Origin of the sequence: Allobosea sp. LjRoot9 (assembly GCF_964252745.1) — a bacterium.
Lineage (GTDB): Bacteria > Pseudomonadota > Alphaproteobacteria > Rhizobiales > Beijerinckiaceae > Allobosea.
The window spans coordinates 1,147,461-1,162,972 of record NZ_CAXUPC020000002.1 but is presented as its reverse complement, the minus strand read 5'-3'; the positions used below and the strand labels follow the sequence as shown (position 1 = coordinate 1,162,972).

General features: G+C 65.0%; 15 protein-coding genes. 3 read left to right on the top strand and 12 right to left on the bottom strand.

What is annotated here, in order from left to right; all coding sequences use genetic code 11:
• Window positions 1-240: 240 nt before the first annotated feature.
• Window positions 241-462 carry a YgaP family membrane protein gene (locus ACSQ3P_RS14045; protein ID WP_436166122.1) on the top strand — a complete coding sequence of 74 codons (222 nt, stop codon included), beginning with the start codon at window positions 241-243 and terminating at the stop codon, window positions 460-462.
• Between the two features lie 116 nt (window positions 463-578).
• On the opposite strand, the gene ACSQ3P_RS14040 is transcribed toward ACSQ3P_RS14045, so the two are convergent.
• From ACSQ3P_RS14040 to ACSQ3P_RS14015, 6 genes are all read right to left on the bottom strand, one after another.
• On the bottom strand, window positions 579-983 hold the full coding sequence (locus ACSQ3P_RS14040; protein ID WP_436166121.1) for a baeRF12 domain-containing protein: 405 nt from the start codon (window positions 981-983) through the stop codon (window positions 579-581).
• 374 nt (window positions 984-1,357) lie between these two features.
• Window positions 1,358-1,723 (bottom strand): c-type cytochrome, encoded by a 366-nt coding sequence (locus ACSQ3P_RS14035; protein WP_436166120.1) that lies wholly within the window; start codon window positions 1,721-1,723, stop codon window positions 1,358-1,360.
• Between the two features lie 39 nt (window positions 1,724-1,762).
• On the bottom strand, window positions 1,763-2,122 hold the full coding sequence (locus ACSQ3P_RS14030; protein WP_436166119.1) for a c-type cytochrome: 360 nt from the start codon (window positions 2,120-2,122) through the stop codon (window positions 1,763-1,765).
• A 274-nt stretch (window positions 2,123-2,396) separates the two neighbouring features.
• Window positions 2,397-2,801 (bottom strand): baeRF12 domain-containing protein, encoded by a 405-nt coding sequence (locus tag ACSQ3P_RS14025; RefSeq protein ID WP_436166118.1) that lies wholly within the window; start codon window positions 2,799-2,801, stop codon window positions 2,397-2,399.
• A 367-nt stretch (window positions 2,802-3,168) separates the two neighbouring features.
• On the bottom strand, window positions 3,169-4,083 hold the full coding sequence (locus tag ACSQ3P_RS14020) for an amidohydrolase family protein (protein WP_436166117.1): 915 nt from the start codon (window positions 4,081-4,083) through the stop codon (window positions 3,169-3,171).
• Window positions 4,084-4,198: 115 nt separating this feature from the next.
• Window positions 4,199-5,512, bottom strand: a complete 1,314-nt coding sequence (locus ACSQ3P_RS14015) for an MFS transporter (protein WP_436166116.1) — start codon at window positions 5,510-5,512, stop codon at window positions 4,199-4,201.
• A 219-nt stretch (window positions 5,513-5,731) separates the two neighbouring features.
• On the opposite strand from ACSQ3P_RS14015, the gene ACSQ3P_RS14010 reads away from it, so the two are divergent.
• Window positions 5,732-6,709, top strand: coding sequence for a LysR family transcriptional regulator (locus tag ACSQ3P_RS14010; RefSeq protein ID WP_436166115.1), 978 nt, complete (start codon window positions 5,732-5,734; stop codon window positions 6,707-6,709).
• Window positions 6,706-7,437, top strand: a complete 732-nt coding sequence (locus tag ACSQ3P_RS14005) for a hypothetical protein (protein ID WP_436166114.1) — start codon at window positions 6,706-6,708, stop codon at window positions 7,435-7,437. Before ACSQ3P_RS14010 ends, ACSQ3P_RS14005 begins: the two co-directional genes overlap by 4 nt.
• Window positions 7,438-7,553: 116 nt before the next feature.
• Here the strand turns inward: ACSQ3P_RS14005 and ACSQ3P_RS14000 are convergent, their stop codons facing one another.
• From ACSQ3P_RS14000 to ACSQ3P_RS13975, 6 genes are all read right to left on the bottom strand, one after another.
• Window positions 7,554-9,668, bottom strand: coding sequence for a methyl-accepting chemotaxis protein (locus ACSQ3P_RS14000; RefSeq protein ID WP_436166113.1), 2,115 nt, complete (start codon window positions 9,666-9,668; stop codon window positions 7,554-7,556).
• Window positions 9,669-10,047: 379 nt separating this feature from the next.
• Complete coding sequence (locus ACSQ3P_RS13995; RefSeq protein WP_436166112.1) at window positions 10,048-10,716, bottom strand: cyclase family protein; 669 nt, start codon at window positions 10,714-10,716, stop codon at window positions 10,048-10,050.
• The gene (locus ACSQ3P_RS13990; protein WP_436166111.1) at window positions 10,716-11,711 is read right to left on the bottom strand and encodes a TRAP transporter substrate-binding protein; all 996 of its coding nucleotides are present in this window, start codon (window positions 11,709-11,711) and stop codon (window positions 10,716-10,718) included. Before ACSQ3P_RS13990 ends, ACSQ3P_RS13995 begins: the two co-directional genes overlap by 1 nt.
• A 38-nt stretch (window positions 11,712-11,749) precedes the next feature.
• Window positions 11,750-13,033 carry a TRAP transporter large permease gene (locus ACSQ3P_RS13985; protein WP_436166110.1) on the bottom strand — a complete coding sequence of 428 codons (1,284 nt, stop codon included), beginning with the start codon at window positions 13,031-13,033 and terminating at the stop codon, window positions 11,750-11,752.
• Window positions 13,030-13,575, bottom strand: a complete 546-nt coding sequence (locus ACSQ3P_RS13980) for a TRAP transporter small permease (protein WP_436166109.1) — start codon at window positions 13,573-13,575, stop codon at window positions 13,030-13,032. Before ACSQ3P_RS13980 ends, ACSQ3P_RS13985 begins: the two co-directional genes overlap by 4 nt.
• 467 nt (window positions 13,576-14,042) lie before the next feature.
• Window positions 14,043-15,305, bottom strand: a complete 1,263-nt coding sequence (locus ACSQ3P_RS13975; RefSeq protein ID WP_436166108.1) for an amidohydrolase family protein — start codon at window positions 15,303-15,305, stop codon at window positions 14,043-14,045.
• Window positions 15,306-15,512: the final 207 nt, after the last annotated feature.

Below are 15,512 nucleotides of genomic sequence, written 5' to 3'. Positions count from 1 at the left end.
TCCCGAATCCAGGCGACGGACGGAGCACCGTTCTCACCACGCACGCGCGCAACGCCATTTCGCCGGTTTCCTCGCCGCCTCGATGTTGAACGGGGGATTGAACGACATGGAGAAAGCGTCAGGCGCTGCCAGCCCTTCGATGTCCTCTGCGAGGTTGAGCTGGGTCAATCCTCCGGGCGGACCATTGGACTAAGCTGCATTCGAGCTGGCGCACTATGCGCCTTGCCGGGAGGTCGCGTCATGAATGTCGGTGCCTATGATCGCGCTTTGCGTTTTGGCCTGGGCGTCGTTCTGGTTGCGGCTGCTTTCATTCCGCAAGCTGCTGGCTTGCTCGCAGGCTGGGGCAATTGGAAATATGCGTTGACGGCGGCTGGTGTGATCATGCTCGGCACGGCGCTATTCCGCGTCTGCCCTGCTTACACGCTGCTTGGTATCAACACCTGCCCGGCCGAGCGGCGCTGACATCGCAGCTACAGCCTGCGCGCCACCTTTTCGCCGATCGGGTGGGCTCAGAGTTCTATGTTTATTCGGGGTAGCGTCGGCATGACCGCAAGGTCGCGCCGACGTCGTTAGCTGGCTTATGCCGCTAGGAGTGCTGCGATCAGGTCCGGCCCACTTTTCCCGATCAGGTCCTTCGAGACATCCGCCACAAGCGCGACCTCAAGCTGCTTATGATAATGCCGACGCATTTCGCCCAATGTCCGGGGCGAAGCGACGATCACGAGCTTCTCGATCTTGTGCCCGAGGACCTGTTGGTTGAGCCACTGCGTTGCAGCAGCCGCGTGAGCATCCTCGTCGATTTGATGGCCTGTTGGGTTAGCGGAACTGGAGTCGCGACCAGCTCCGCCGGCCTTGTTGCTCTCGTCCAGATCAGGAGTGACCAAGGCCGCGAGTTCGGGGCTCGATTCATCACCCGTGTTGCGGTGAAGCTCGAAATGTTTCCCATCAACCAGCGCGACAACGGCGCCATGTGGTAGCTGCATCAGTATCTCCTCGCTCAGATGATCCGGCCAGACGTGAAGCGGTAGCGCAGGCGTGAACTGTCGATCGGAGGGACAAGTCCAGGGACCAGCGCGCTTCACCTGGGTCATGGCCTAACCAGACTGGGAGCGTAACGTTCCACTGACTCTTGGAAGGGGCGCGGTCGTGCCCAGCCGAGGCATGAGAGCGCAATCCGTGGAAGCTGGATAGCTGAGTGCTGGGCAACGAGGGATTTTGCTGGGGAACAGCGACGGGGGGGCGGCAAAGCTCACGCGTCCAGAATCATGTCGACCGCGCCGCGCCCGTAGCGGGTCGGCGTGGATGCCAGAACGGTACCGGGCGCCCGTTCGGATGAGGCCGTCACCGCCCTCGGCCCTCAGCGCGCTCTGAGGCTCAGGATATAGGCGATGACGTCCTCGGTTTCGTCCCGCGTGAGCTGATAGCGCGGCATGTTGCCATGCGGCGTCTGCAGGAAAACGCGCAGCGACAGCTCGGTCTGCGACGCCATGTCGGCGACGGCACCGAAGCCGGGCGGAACCCGGCTGGGATCGCGACCGGCGCCGTCGATCTGATGGCACCGGCTGCACAATGACGTCGCGACCTCCCGGCCTGCACGCGCATCTCCGATGCCTTCTGCCAGAGCAGGTGCCGCGCCGAACAGGGCGGCGCAGAGCGCAAGCAAGCCCCAGCGGCCTTGGGACATCATCATGGGTCTTTGCCGCCTGGTCCTGATCGCCGTCATCGCGCCCATCTCCCTTTTGCCGCAGAAGGCCCTTTTCGGTCAGGGCGTCGGCTTCCACTTGCGCGAAATGCGCCTGATATAAGCCACCAGACCGTCGGTCTCGTTCTCGAGCAGGTTGAACTCGGGCATGCCGGGATGGCGAATGACGGTGCCGTCGATCAGGACGGGCGCCGGGTTGTTGCGAGGATAGCGCTCGGCGATCAGCGGAAAGGGCGGCGATTTCGGATTGGGGCTGAGGCCAGTGGCCTCGATCGCATGGCAGCCGCCGCAGTAGCGCTGCGCGACGCGCTTGCCGACCCCGGCGCTCTCAGTGTTGTCCGGCCGCTGCGCATCGGCGGGCATGGCCCAGCCTGGTTGCATCGTGATCAGAGCGCCACTGAGCGCACCGAACGCGATCATCAGAAGCCGTCTTGTCGCGATCCGAAACATCATCCGCACTCCGAGCGTCTGCCTGTGTGCCCCCGCTACCGCGCCAAGGCCTTGATCAAGGTCAATCGCCAGCCGCGATGCTTCATGCGCTGCCGGAGCCTCGGCAGTGACGAGCAGGAGAGCATTTCGAGCGAAGTGGACGCCGCTTCGCGAGGACAATGCGATGAAACAAGGAGGGAGAGCCCTTCCGAGCTTCGGAGAAACGCGAACGTGCTCCAGGCGTTCCGCTCCGCAGCCGCGAGGCTTATTTGCCTCGGAGCGCCAGGAGGATCTCCGGCCCGCTCTTGCCGACCAGATCCTTCGAGAGTTCGGCGACAAGGGCTGCCTGCAATTGCTTGTGGTAGTGCAGCCGCATTTCTCCCAGGGTCCGGGGCGCGGCGACGATCACAAGCCGCTCGATCTTGCGCCCGGTGACCTGCTTGTTGAGCCATCCGATCGCGGCGGCGGCATGGGCATCCTCATCGATCTGATGCCCGGTCGGGTTTGCGGAGCTCGAATCCCGCCCGGCACCGCCACCCTTGCCGTGCTCATCGAGATCGGGCGACGTCATTGGTGCGAGGACGGGGCCGGCTTCATTGCCGCTGTTGCGAAAGAGTTCGAAGCGCTTGCCGTCGACCAGGGCGATCACGGCAGCATGGGGGAGTTGCATGTCAGTGTCCTTGGGGTGGTCCATCAGCTCGGCAGGCAGGACCCGGCAAGGGTTGGCCGACGGAAGGCCGCAAGCGGGCGCGATGGCCGCGAGCACCGATCCGACGGCAAGCCGAAAACCCGGAGACCTGCGCAAGCCTTGATCGGCAAATCCGTGCGAGCCCGCATTGATCGCGATCAAAGACCGCGTTTGCCGAGGGGCGCGGCGGGAGGGATGCCTCAGGAGGCTTCGCCGCCTGTCCGGGATGACGGCGTGGTTCCAAGGATGAACGGCATGCTCCAGGAAGCTCCCCCGCGAGCTGGAGCATCCTTCGAGACACCGCTTAGAGGCTCCTCAGGATGAGGGCTGGAGGTTCCAAACCGGCTCGCTAGCTCAATCGGTAGGTTTCGCGCGCCGTCTCGGCGAACAGGCGCAATTGCTCGTCCTGCGTATAGCGCGCCGCGATCGTCTTGAAGCCCGCATAGATCGTGTCGAACGAGCCGCAGAGGCTGTCGACCGGGAAATTGCTCGCGAACATGGAGCGCTCGGCGCCGAACATCGCGGTGATCTCTTCGACGATCCAGCTGTTATCCGCCACGGTCCAAGGGCGGTCGGGCAGGCCGATGCCGGAGATTTTTACGCGCAGATTGGGAGATTGGGCCAGGCGCGCCATGGCGGCATGCCAGCCTGCAAGCCCGCGCTCGCTGCGATCCGCCGGCAGGCCGGCATGGTTGAGCACGATGGTAGTGTCCGGGAAGCTGCGGGCGAGATCCTCCGCTTCATGCAGGTTCCACCAGGGCGTCTGCAGATCGAACATCAGACCATGCCGCCCGAGCAGCTCATAGCCCTGTCGCCAGCGCTCGCTCGACATCAGCGTGCGCTGGGAGCCGACATCCTCGGGCCGCTGCGGTCCGCCCGGCTTGTGCCGCACGCTGCGCACCAGGGCGAAGGCGGCCTGTCCGGCGATGACCGCCCCGGCGTCAGTATGGTCGAGCCGGGCTTGCGCCACGATGGCATTGGGCACGCCGAAGCGCCCGGCCAGGCTCGTCGCGTAACGAGTCTCGCCGATCGGGTCGTTTTCGTCCCACTCCGTCTCGACATAGACCGTCTGGCGGACGTCATGCCCGGCCGCATCCGCGAAATAGTCGTCGGGCAGGTAGCGGCGCTTGAGCGCCGAATAATCACCGTAGCGGAAGGGGATCCTGGCCTCCGGCTTCAGCCAGGGATGGGGATTGCTGAGCGGGTCCCAGAAATGCTGGTGCGCATCGACGATCGGCCCCTGCCAGAGAGTTAGTTCGGTCACGCTTTTCGGCTCCTTTGGAGCAGTTTCCGATCAAGTTGGATCGAAAACTGCTCCAGCTCCTTGTTTTGACGCGTTGTCTTCACGCGAACCGGTAGCCACTTCGCTCGAAAACGCTTTAGCGAGCTTCCGCGTCCTGGAAGTCGATCAGCATGGAGCCGATGACATAGAGGGCGGCGCAGGCGGCGAAGAAGTAGAGCACCATCAGATAGGTGCCCGTGGCCTGCAGGATCAGGCCGGTGATGATCGGGATGGCGATGCCGCTGGCGCTGCCGGCGAAGTTCATCGCGCCGCCGACAATGCCGACCTTCTCGCGGGGCGCGAGGATTGCCGGCAGGCTCCAATAGAGGCTGCCGAAATAGAGCAGGAACAGTGTGACGGAGAGCAGCGCCACCGCCATCACCGGGTCCGCGACCTCAGGCAAGGCGAGGAAGGACGCCATGACGCCGAGACCGCTGAAGCCCAAGGCGATCTTGTAGGTCACGCTGCGGCGCAGGCCTTTCTCCTGCAGCTTGTCGACGAGGAAGCCGCTGAGCAGCGAGCCGAACATGCCGGACAGGAAGATCACGAAGGTCGCGCCGCCCATCTGCTTGAGGTCGAACCCGCGGGCCTGGGCGAGATAGCTCGGCCCCCAGGTCAGCAATCCGAAATTGATCATGGCCCAGCTCATGCGGCCGACCAGAATGGCCGAAAGGGAGCGCGGCGAGATCTGTTTCGGGGTGGCCGCTTCCGCGGAGGCGGCGCTCGCAGCGGAGGCCTCGATCAAGGCGAGTTCCCGGGCATCGACGCCGGGATGCTCGGCCGGATCGTCGCGCAGATACCACCAGGCGAGATAGCCGAGCAGAATGGTCGCGACACCCGCGACGACGAAGGCCGTGCGCCATGAGCCGAAGGCCAGGATGAGCCAGGCGATGATGACGCCACCGAAGGCCGCGCCCAGCGGCGCACCGCTGTCCATCAGCACGGCCCCGCGTCCGCGCTCCTTCGGCGACAGCCAGATCGAGTTGAGCTTGGCGCCGGCTGGAAACAGCGGCGCTTCCGCGGCGCCAAGCCCGATGCGGCTCAGAAGCAAGGTGACGCCGCCGGTGCACAGGCCGGCGATCGACTGGAAGATGCCCCAGCCGATGGTCGCGCCGGTGATCAAGGCGCGCGGACCGAACCTGTCGATCAGCCAGCCGCCGGGGATCTGCAGCGCGGCATAGCTCCAGAAGAAGGCGCTGAGGATCAGCCCCTGCATCGCCGGCTCCAGGTTGAACTCCTTGGCGATGGTCGGCATGGCGATCGAGAGCGCCGTGCGGTCGATCAGATTGATGACCACCAGCACGAAGACGATGCCGAAGATGCGCCAGCGCACCGTGGTGCCGGCCGACGCAGTGGTCGCCGCCTGGCCGATGCCGCCCTGTGGCGCGTGAGTATGGTCCAATCCCGACATGGCGTCCCCTCCGGCCGGCTTCGCCGGCTGATGCGTTTCCAAGGGGGAAGCGGATGCGCGACAGCGCGCATGGTCCGTCCGTAAGCAGCGCTTCTCCCAATCGCCGACGATGCGTGCCGCCAGCGTTATTGGGTCAGAGGCTAATGCGATCTGATATGCCTTGATAATGAAGATTGGCGATGATGTGATCAGTAAAATGATATCACTGGAGAGGCCTGGATGACGCAGACCATGGCTGAGCCGGGCGCCTCGCTGCTGCGGCGATTGAAGAACCGGCAGCTCCTCCTGCTGATCGCGATCGACGAAGCTCAAAGCCTGCGGCGGGCGGCCGCCCGGCTGAACATGACGCAGCCGAGCGCGACCAAGCTGCTGCAGGATCTGGAGGCGACGCTCGGCCTGCCGCTGTTCGAGCGTGGGCGGCGCGGCCTGAAGGCGACGGTCTATGGCGAGGTGATGACCCGTCATGCGCGCTTGATCCTGAACGATCTCGACCGGACGCGGCTCGAGCTCGAGGCGCTCGCCTCCGGCGCGACAGGGCGTTTGAAGATCGGCGCGGTCATCAGCGCCATCCCGTTTTTGCTCGCCAGGGCGGTCGCGGCGCTCAAGCGCGACAGGCCTCGCCTCGATGTCTCGATCGATGTCGGAACCAGCGATGCCCTGGTCCCGATGCTGGCGAAGGGGGAGCTCGACGTGCTGCTCGCGCGCCCGCTGGCGCTCGCGGGGCGTACCGAATTCGACTATGAGGACCTGATCGACGAGCCGCTACATATCGTGGCCCGCCTCGGTCACCCCTTGATGCGCGCCAGCTCGCTCGGCCTTGCAGACCTGGCCTCCTGGCCCTGGACGCTGCTGCCCGCCGCGAGCCCGATGCGCAAGGTCCTCGCCCCGCTCTTCGCGGAGATGATGACCCACCAGCCGCTCGATGTCGTCGAAACCTCGTCGATGATGACGATGGTCGCCTTGCTGCAGGAAAGCGACATGCTGGCGGTGATGCCGGCCGATGTCGCCGAATTCAACATCAGGCACGGCTTGCTGTGCCGCCTGAACGTCGCGGTCCCGCCGATCATGGGCTCATACGGCATCGTCACCCGCCGCGATCGGCCGCTCTCGCCGGGCACGACCGCGTTCATCGGCTGTCTGAAGGATTGCCTTATCGGGAGTGACGCGTCGCTGCCTTTGCCAGAGCGTCCTCGGTGATCGTCTGGACGAAGGCGGCCCGGAGGAACTGGAGTGTTTTAGAGCGAAGTGGATACCGGTTCGCTCGCGACAAACGCGAAGCGTTTGCGCGGAGAAAACGCGCTACAATAAAGCTCCGGGTGGGCGCTGTTCCATGCGGGCGCGGCGTTGCCGGAGCCGCGGCCAAGAGCGACGAATTCAGAGAACCGCCAGACGTGAGACGCCATCCCGAGCTCAGCGCCATCCCTGCCGAAATCCGGCGCGCGGCTTGCGCGTTTCATGAGGCCGGCCACATCATCATTGGCTGGCATCACGAGCGCTACGTCACTCATGCCTGGCTTCGGCCGCCTTTTGGCTTCACCGGCGAGACCTGTTTCGAGCCCTATCAGAGAGGGTTCCAGACTGAACGGCTGGCGGACCTCCGGCGCGCCGAGGTCGAGGTCACGATCCTGTCTGCCGGCCATTGCGGCGAGATGATCTACTGGAATGAGGGGGAAGGGCTCAGATGGTATCCGGGCGCGATCCATTCCCATGATGATGATCTGGAACAGATGCGGCCCTATATCGCCTTTCTGCGGCCAGTCGACGAGGCCGCCCTGCTAGCGCGCTGTGCCAAGGCCGCCGCCGCAATCCTGTATCAGCCCCCGATGCTCGCGGCCCAGAAGGCCATCGCCAAAACGCTGTTCGAACGGCGGCGTATCGATCGCGACGAGATCGACGACATCCTCAGGCCTGCGGCCAGTGGCTGAACGGCTGGCCCGGATTTGCTAAGGGTCCGTTTGGAAACTGCGCGAGCCCTCATCCTTCGAGACGCCGCTTCGCGGCTCCTCAGGATGAGGGCTCACCTTTCCATACAGGTGGGGTCTCAGAACTCTTCCCATCCGGCGTCGCCCGCGCGGCTGTTGGCGACCTTTCTGGCAGGGGCGCGCGACGCTGGCGCGGCGGCCTGGGCGCGGGCTGTCGGCGTCGATGCCCTGCTCTGGCCGAAGGCGGCCGCGGCGAGCTTGCGCAAGCGCTCGGGCTCGGAAGCCGTGCCGGTCGCTGCCGCCGTGACTGGGGCCGGCGCGTAGCTGGCCGATGAGCCAGTTGCACTCTCAGGTCCCGTCCTGAAGGCGGCGACGAGGTCGTTGAGCTGGACGATGCGGCCCGAGAGCGAACCGGCCGACGCTGCGCTCTGTTCGGAGAGCGCCGCATTGGCCTGCGTCATCTCGTCGAGATGGGCGACAGCCTGGCTCATCTCGTCGATGCCGTTGGCCTGTTCGCTGGCGGCCGAGGAGATGTCGGCGATGGTGGCCGCGACCTTGCGCGAATGGCTGAGGATCTGGTCGAGCTGATCGCCGGCCTGGCGGACCAGCTTGACGCCCTCGCCGACCTCCATGTTGGAGGACGAGATCAGGCCGGAGATGTCCTTGGCGGCGGCGCTCGAACGCTGCGCCAGCGTGCGCACCTCCGAGGCGACGACCGCAAAGCCCTTGCCGGCATCACCGGCGCGCGCGGCTTCCACCGCCGCGTTCAGCGCCAGGAGATTGGTCTGGAAGGCGATGTCGTCGATCACCCGGATGATGTCGGAGATCTTCTGCGAGGCGCTCTCGATGCGCGCCATTGCAGCGACCGCCTCGGTCGCGATCGTACCGCCCGACTGCGCCGCCTGCATCGCCTCGGTCGCGATCGCAGCCGCGTTCTTCGAGGCCTGGGCCGAGGCTTTCACCGAGGCTGCGAGCTCCTCGGTCGTGGCGGCGGTCTCCTCCAGCGAGGAGGCCTGCTCTTCCGTGCGCTTCGACAGGTCGTCGGCGCCCATGGTGATCTCGCGGGCGGCCAAGCCCACATCCGCGGAGGTCGTCTGGATCGTGCGCACCGTCGAGGACAGGCGATCCACCGTCTCGTTGATCGCGCCCTTGAGCTCGGCGAACTTGCCGCGATAGGCGGTCTCGATCCGGGAGGTCAGGTCCCCGCCCGCAACCGCCGAGAGCGCCTGGGCGAACTCGTTCGTCGCCGAATCGACCACGGCATTGATCTCGTTGATGCCGGCGACGAGCTTCTGCATCTGCTCGTCGGCCTGGTCGATCTGCAGGCGCGCCGAGAAATCGCCCGCAGCCGCTGCGGCAACGACCTCGCCGACATCCGAGACGACAGAGGCCATGTTTTCCGCCGCGCGCAGACGGCGCGACGAGGCCTCGCGCTCCTGTTCCTCGAGCGCGCGGATCTTCTGGAGATTGTCGCGCAGGATCTGCAGCGAGGCGGCCATCTGGCCGATCTCGTCGCGGCGATCAGTGCCTTCGACGGCACTGTCGAGATCGCCTTCGGCGATGGAGTGCATCGTGCCGTTGAGACCACGCAGCGGCAGCAGGATGCCACGGCGTGCGACGAACAGGCTCAGCAGCAGCCCGCCGAGGATGCCGAGCACGGCGACGACGCTCTGCACCAGAAGGAAGCGGTCGACGGATGTGAAGGCGCTGTCGCGGGTCGCCTCGATCGTCTTGCCGGAATAGGTGGTGTAGGCCTTGACCGCTTCGGTGACGGCCTTCTGACCGCCGAGGCAGGCAGCCAGCGCGGCCTCGACCGCCGAGCGATCGGCCGTGCTGTTCCTGGAGGCGGCCACCATGGCGCGGATCTGGTCGAAATAACTGCCGAGCTTGGCGCGGACATCGCCGATCAGGCGCTTCTCCTCGGCATCGGCCAGCGCCTCCAGGATCGGCAGCCGGGCCAGCATTTCCTTCACGCGCAGCTCGGTGTCGGTGGCGAACTCGGCATGTTTTTCAGGCTGGCGCGCGAGCTGATAGGTCATCCGGCTGATCGCGATGATGTCGATACGCAAATCCATCGCTTCGCGCGCGACGCTCCCGGTCTGCTCGACATCGAGCATCGAGCGCTTGAGCTGCGTCAGCCCCATCCAGCCGACAAGGGCGATGACGATGGCGACGACGCTCATCACGGCGACGACGCCGATGGATTTCGACACGATGGAGGCGTGCTTGAGCATGGCTATGGTCAGCTTTCGGCGGCGGGGTTTTGCGGGACGGCGTGACGACGGGAACGGGCTCGGTTCGATCGTGACGATCGAGGCAGTCGGTTCGGCCGTTCCCTCATCGTTAGATCATGGGGCGCTGGCCGCTCCAGCCGGTTGCGCCGCGCTCGGCCCGCGATCAGGGCCTGCGGCATTCCGGTCTTGTGATCCGATCCAATGCTCGGAACCCTTACAGGCGCTGTCTTAACGAAGTTTTGTGCGCGCCCTGGCGATCCATCCTGAGCAGGTGCGGGCAGGTGCAAGCAGGGCGGGGCTCTGACGCGATGCCTGTGGCATCGTGCAAAGCCCGGCCCTGTATGGGGGAGCGTCGAAGACGGCTTGTGTGCCGTGGGCCTCAGCTCAGCCCTTCGATTGCAAAGATGCGTGCCGGCGAGCCATCCGCATTAGGCAGCTTCAGCGGCGCGGCGCAGAGGAAGGTCCTCGGGTTCCTCAGGGCTCCCGTGTTCACGACGTATTCGATCAGGGTGATGCCCGCACGCAGGCAGATGTCATGGGTGACGTGCTCCGCGAAGGGCACATGCTTGTTGTCGAGCAGAAGCCTGATCGGGAAATCCTGCGGAAAGTCGAAGGCGAGTGCGGTCGGGTTGCGGGATTTGAGCCAGAGCGCCGCGTCGCGGGTCAGATAGGGCGCGTCGAGCCAGAATTCGCGCGTCTTGTAATCCCGCTTTTGATCCCAGCCGCTCGCCAGCAGCAGGATCTCGCCATCGGGGCCGCCAGGGTCCGCAGTGGCGAGCCGCTCGGCATCGATAGCCTGATTGGCGCTGACGTCCCGCAGATCCAGCACCCGGCATGGGCCGACGACGCGCGCAAGCGCCGTCGTCTCGATCGTCGGGCTATGGGCGATGACATGGGCCTGGGCATCGACATGGGAGAAGCCGTGACAGGTCATGCTGATCCGCGAGACGCGGAACTGGTCGCCCGCTGCGATGTCGCCCTTGATCGCAAGTTCGACGGGCCAGCGGAAATGCGGCTCGATCGTCATGGACAGGTCGATGATCTCCATCAGACGATCGCCTTCTTGATCGCCTCGAGCGTCTCGCCGCCGAACTTCGTCACGAACTCCTTCTCGACTTCTGCGGTGACGATCCTGGAGAAGGACTCGCGGTCTGGCGTTTCCACCGCCTGCATCCCCGCTTTCTTGAGTTCCGCCAGGCTCGACCCTTCCGTGTCCTCGTTCATCCCGCGCTGGACGACAGCCAGCTCGAGCGCCGTCTCGGCGAGGAGCTTTTGTATGTCGGGCGCCATCGCATCGAACTTGGCCTTGTTCATCACCACGGGCCCGGTGGTGAAAGCGTGGCGGGTCAGCGACAGATGCTTTTGGACTTCGCTGAACTTGGCGTTGAGGATCAGCGTCACCGGGTTCTCCTGGCCGTCGACCGCGCCGGTTTCAAGCGCGGAGAACAGCTCGGTGAACGCCATCGGCGTCGGCACGGCGCCTAACAGCTGGAAGGCGCGGATATGCGCAGGGTTGGGCGTGGTGCGGATCTTCAGGCCCTTGATGTCGGCTGCCGTCGCGACGGGGCGGCGGCTATTCGTCAGATTGCGCCAGCCGATCTCCCAGGTCGCGAGAGCTTTCAGATTCGATCCTTCGAGCTCCTGGCGCAAGCCATCGCCGATCGGCCCGTCCATCACTGTCGCCACATGCTTGCGGCTCTGGAACAGGAAGGGCAGGTCCAGGACGTTCAGCTTCGGCGCGAGCCCGGTGAAGAAGGGGTTGCCTGTCAGGCAGATGTCGAGCGAGCCTCCGCGAACCGCGCTGATCGTCTGCGAATCCGAGCCGAGAGCTCCGTTCGCGAAGACCTGGACCTCGAGCTTGCCCGCGCTCTTCGCCCTGACCTTTTCCGCGAACTGGAGCGCGGCCTTGTGCCAGCTATCCGACTCGGGATGGGGATGGGCGAAGCGCAGTTTGGCCGCCTGGGCACGAGCGGGGCGACCTATGGAAAACAGGGCAAGCCCGGCGCCGGCGGTCGTGAGGGCGGTGCGTCTGGTGATCGTCATGGGGGCCTCCTCCGGATTGCTTTTGCGAGTGGGCTTTCTCAGCGCCCGTAGAACCATTTTGCCGGCACCGTGACGATCTCGGGGACGAGCGTCAGCAGGATGAGAACCGCGATCTGTGCGAGCAGGAAGGGCATGACCCCGCGGATGACCTTGTCCATCGGAATGCGGCCGACCGCGCAGACGACGTTCAGCACGGTTCCCACCGGCGGCGTCAGCAATCCAATCGCGTTGTTCATGATGAAGAGGACGCCGAAATAGACCGGGTCGATCCCGGCCTGCTTGACGATCGGCATCAGCACGGGCGTCAGGATCAGGACGGTGGGGATGAAGTCGAGAGCCGTGCCGACCACGACGACGAGCAGCATCATCACGATCATCAGGAGCATCTTGTATTCGATCAGCGGGCCGAGCATGGCGCCGACTTCGGCTGGTATGTTGGCGATCGTGATCAGCCAGGCCGAGACAAGCGCGGCGGCGACCAGGAACATGACCGAGGCCGACATTTTCAGCGCCGCCAGGAAGGCCGGGCGCAGATATTCGACCTTCAGCTCGCGATAGACGAACATGCCGACGAAGAGGGAATAGACCGCGGCAACCACCGCAGCCTCTGTCGGCGTGAAGGCTCCGACCTTCATGCCGCCGATGATCATGAACGGCAGAAGCAGGGCCCAGAAGCCATCAAGGGCGGCTTTGACGATGCTCTTCACGCTGGGACGCGGCAATGTCGAGACCGGCTCGTCCTTTGCCAGCACATACCAGGTGATCGCCAGGGCCAGCCCCATCAACAAGCCCGGAACGATGCCGGCCAGGAACAGGCGCGTGATCGACACACCGGCGGCCACGCCGAACACGACGAAGCCGATCGAGGGCGGAATGACCGGCGCGATGATGCCGCCGGCTGCAATCAAGCCGCAGCTGCGGTCGAGGCGGTAGCCGGCCTGCCGCATCATCGGAATGAGCAGAGCCGCCAAGGCCGCCGTGTCGGCCACCGCCGAGCCGGAGATGCTCGCCATCACGATCGCCGCGAGCACGGCAACATAGCCAAGCCCACCCCGCACATGCCCGATGAGCGCCATCGCGAAGGCGATGATCCGCTTCGAGAGGCCGCCGGCATTCATCAATTCGCCGGCCAGCATGAAGAAGGGCACGGCCATCAATGGAAAGCTGTCGGCGCCTCCAATGAGGTTCTGCGCGAGAATCTGGGCGTCGAAGGTGTCGAGGTGAATCATCAAGGCGACGCCGCAGACCAGGAGCGAGGTCGCGATCGGCATGCCGAGCGCCATGGCGCCCAGAAGCGACACCAGGAAGACGAGAATGGTCATGAGCGCGGGCGCTCTTGGTTATGCGCGTCGAAGGCGGCCAGCTCCTCCGACTCCGCTCCGGTGATCAGCTGATCGGGAGGGAGGCGTCCGCTCAAGAGCTTGATCAGTGTCACGATGTTGATGAGGCCGATGCCGAGGCCGCAGGCCAGGCCCGCCAGGTAGAAGACCGCGGTCGGTACACCCAGCACCGGGGACAGGTTGCTGAAATTGATGCTGCTCTGCAGCCAGCATCCCCAGACCAGCAGCGTCATGCAAAGCAGCGAGAGCCCCTCGGCCAGCAGGCGGGCGAACCAGCGCCCGCGAAGCGCCAGCATCTGCACGACGGTTGTCATGCCGAGATGTCCGCCTTCCAGCGCGACCAGAAATGCCCCGCCAAAGGTCAGCCAGACGAAGATCATCCGCGAGGCCTCATCCGACATCGTGATGCCGGAGTTGAACAGATAGCGAAGAACGACATTGCCGAAGACCATGATGATCATCGCGACGAAGGCTGCGATCAGCAGGTTCTCGATCGAGCGAAGGAACGCTTTGGGTAAGTGCATCGCAGGTCAGCTCGTCGAACGGGCAGGGAACGCTTTGGAGAGTGGCGAGGAGGTTTCGCTGGCCTGCGCTGAGCTTATGCCGGAACGACGGCATCGCCTTGCCGGCAGCCGGAGCAAGTCGCGGCTCTCATGACATAGGGCAGCGATCGATCGCGTGATCGGCGATGACGGATTCGCGAGCGCGCATTGGCGCACCTCCGTGGTTTCCTGGCCCTGAATGACTGCCGGTTCGAGCCAGCAGCTTTATTGTATGCTGTATACTGCACGCCGGTATTTGGCTGTCAAATGATGGATCGAGCGATCCGCGGGCAGGGCTTTGTGTTCGCTGCTCGGTCCGGATTGTGGCGCGGGGAACCCTCTCCCTAGGGAGAGGGTTCCCCGCGCCTTCCGCTGCATCGGCTCGTTCCGAAAACCGGTTCTCGCTTTCGGGCTCTCATCAAAGTGCGGGAGCTACGCCGTGAATTCGCTCACAGGACGTGCCGCGAGTGCGGTGCAGGGCCAAACAGCGCCGCGGCCGGGCGTGCGAAGCTCTGCCGGCCGCTCCGGAAACCCATGATCGGCTCGGCGATCTCCGCGAGCGCGTCGCTGCCGGTCGGCGCGTCCAAGACGATCACATCGGCCGGGTTGCCGATGGCTATCCCGTAATCGGCGAGGTTCATCAATCGCGCCGGCAGCGTCGTCACGAGATCGAGACAGCGCTGGAACCCGTCCGGGCCGATCTGCGCGACATTGGCGTAGAAATTCGCCATGCGCAGCAGCGAGCCGTCGCCGAAGGGCGTGAACGGGTTGAGGATGTTGTTGCTCGCGACCGAGCAGACCACGCCCTGCTCCACGAGACGGTGCGCCGGCGCCAGGCCGCGCGGCACCGCATGCGAAGCCTCCCGCCCCATCAGATAGAGATCGGTCGCGGGCAGGACCGTCACCGCCACGCCCGCCTCAGCCAGTCGCTGCCCGATCCGGGCGAGGCTTGCCGGCTCCACCATCGAGAGCTTGGTGACGTGTCCGATCGCGACGCGGCCCTGATAGCCACGACGCTCGGCCTGGCGGCAGATCTCATCGAGATGCATCCAGCTTGGGTCGAGGTCGAAATCGAGATGGATATCGAGGTCGACGTCGAACTGCCCGGCGAGGGTGAAGAGCCGGTCGATCTGGGCCAGCGGGTCGCTGTCGGTATAGGGGCAGCCGCCGAGCAGGTCCGCCCCGTCGCGCAGGGCGGCGACGAGAAGCTCCTCAGTGCCGGGATCGTTGGTCAGCCCCTCCTGCGGGAAGACGCAGATCGAAAGCTCCAGCCCCCAGGCATAGGCCGCCTTCAGCGCCTTGATCGCTTCGAGGCTGCGCAGGCCGGCGCGCGGATCGACCTCGACATGGGTGCGCATCCGGGTCGTGCCCTTGGCGATCGCCTTTTCGATCACGCGGGCGCCGCGCTCATAGACGTCGTCGACGGTGAAATCGCGCTTCATCGCGGCAACCGCGGCGATGGCGTCTGCGAGCCCGCCATGACTATGGCCGCAGCGGCCGAGCAGGCAGGCCTTGTCGAGATGGACATGGCTGTCGACGAAGCCCGGCAGCACGGCGCGGCCGTCCAGGACGATCTCCGGCGCATCGGCGACGATACGGGGCGCAATGGCCGAGATGCGCCCGGCAGCGATGCCGATATCGACCGGCCGATCGTGGCTGGGGATGATCGCCTGACGAAAGATGAGATCGAGGGAGCTGGGCATCGCATGCATAGAGCCGGATGATTTCAGACGGGGTCACAAAGTGAGCCCATCTGAAATCCGAATCCGTCTCTCATCCAAGAGTTAGAGCAGGATCAATGCGAAAAACCGGTTCCCACTTTTTCGCATCCTGCTCTAGGAAACGAGTTCAGGCTGTACAAAAAACATGCATGCACTTTGCATGCCGATCCCGCAGAGCCGGATCCGATCAGGTCGGAT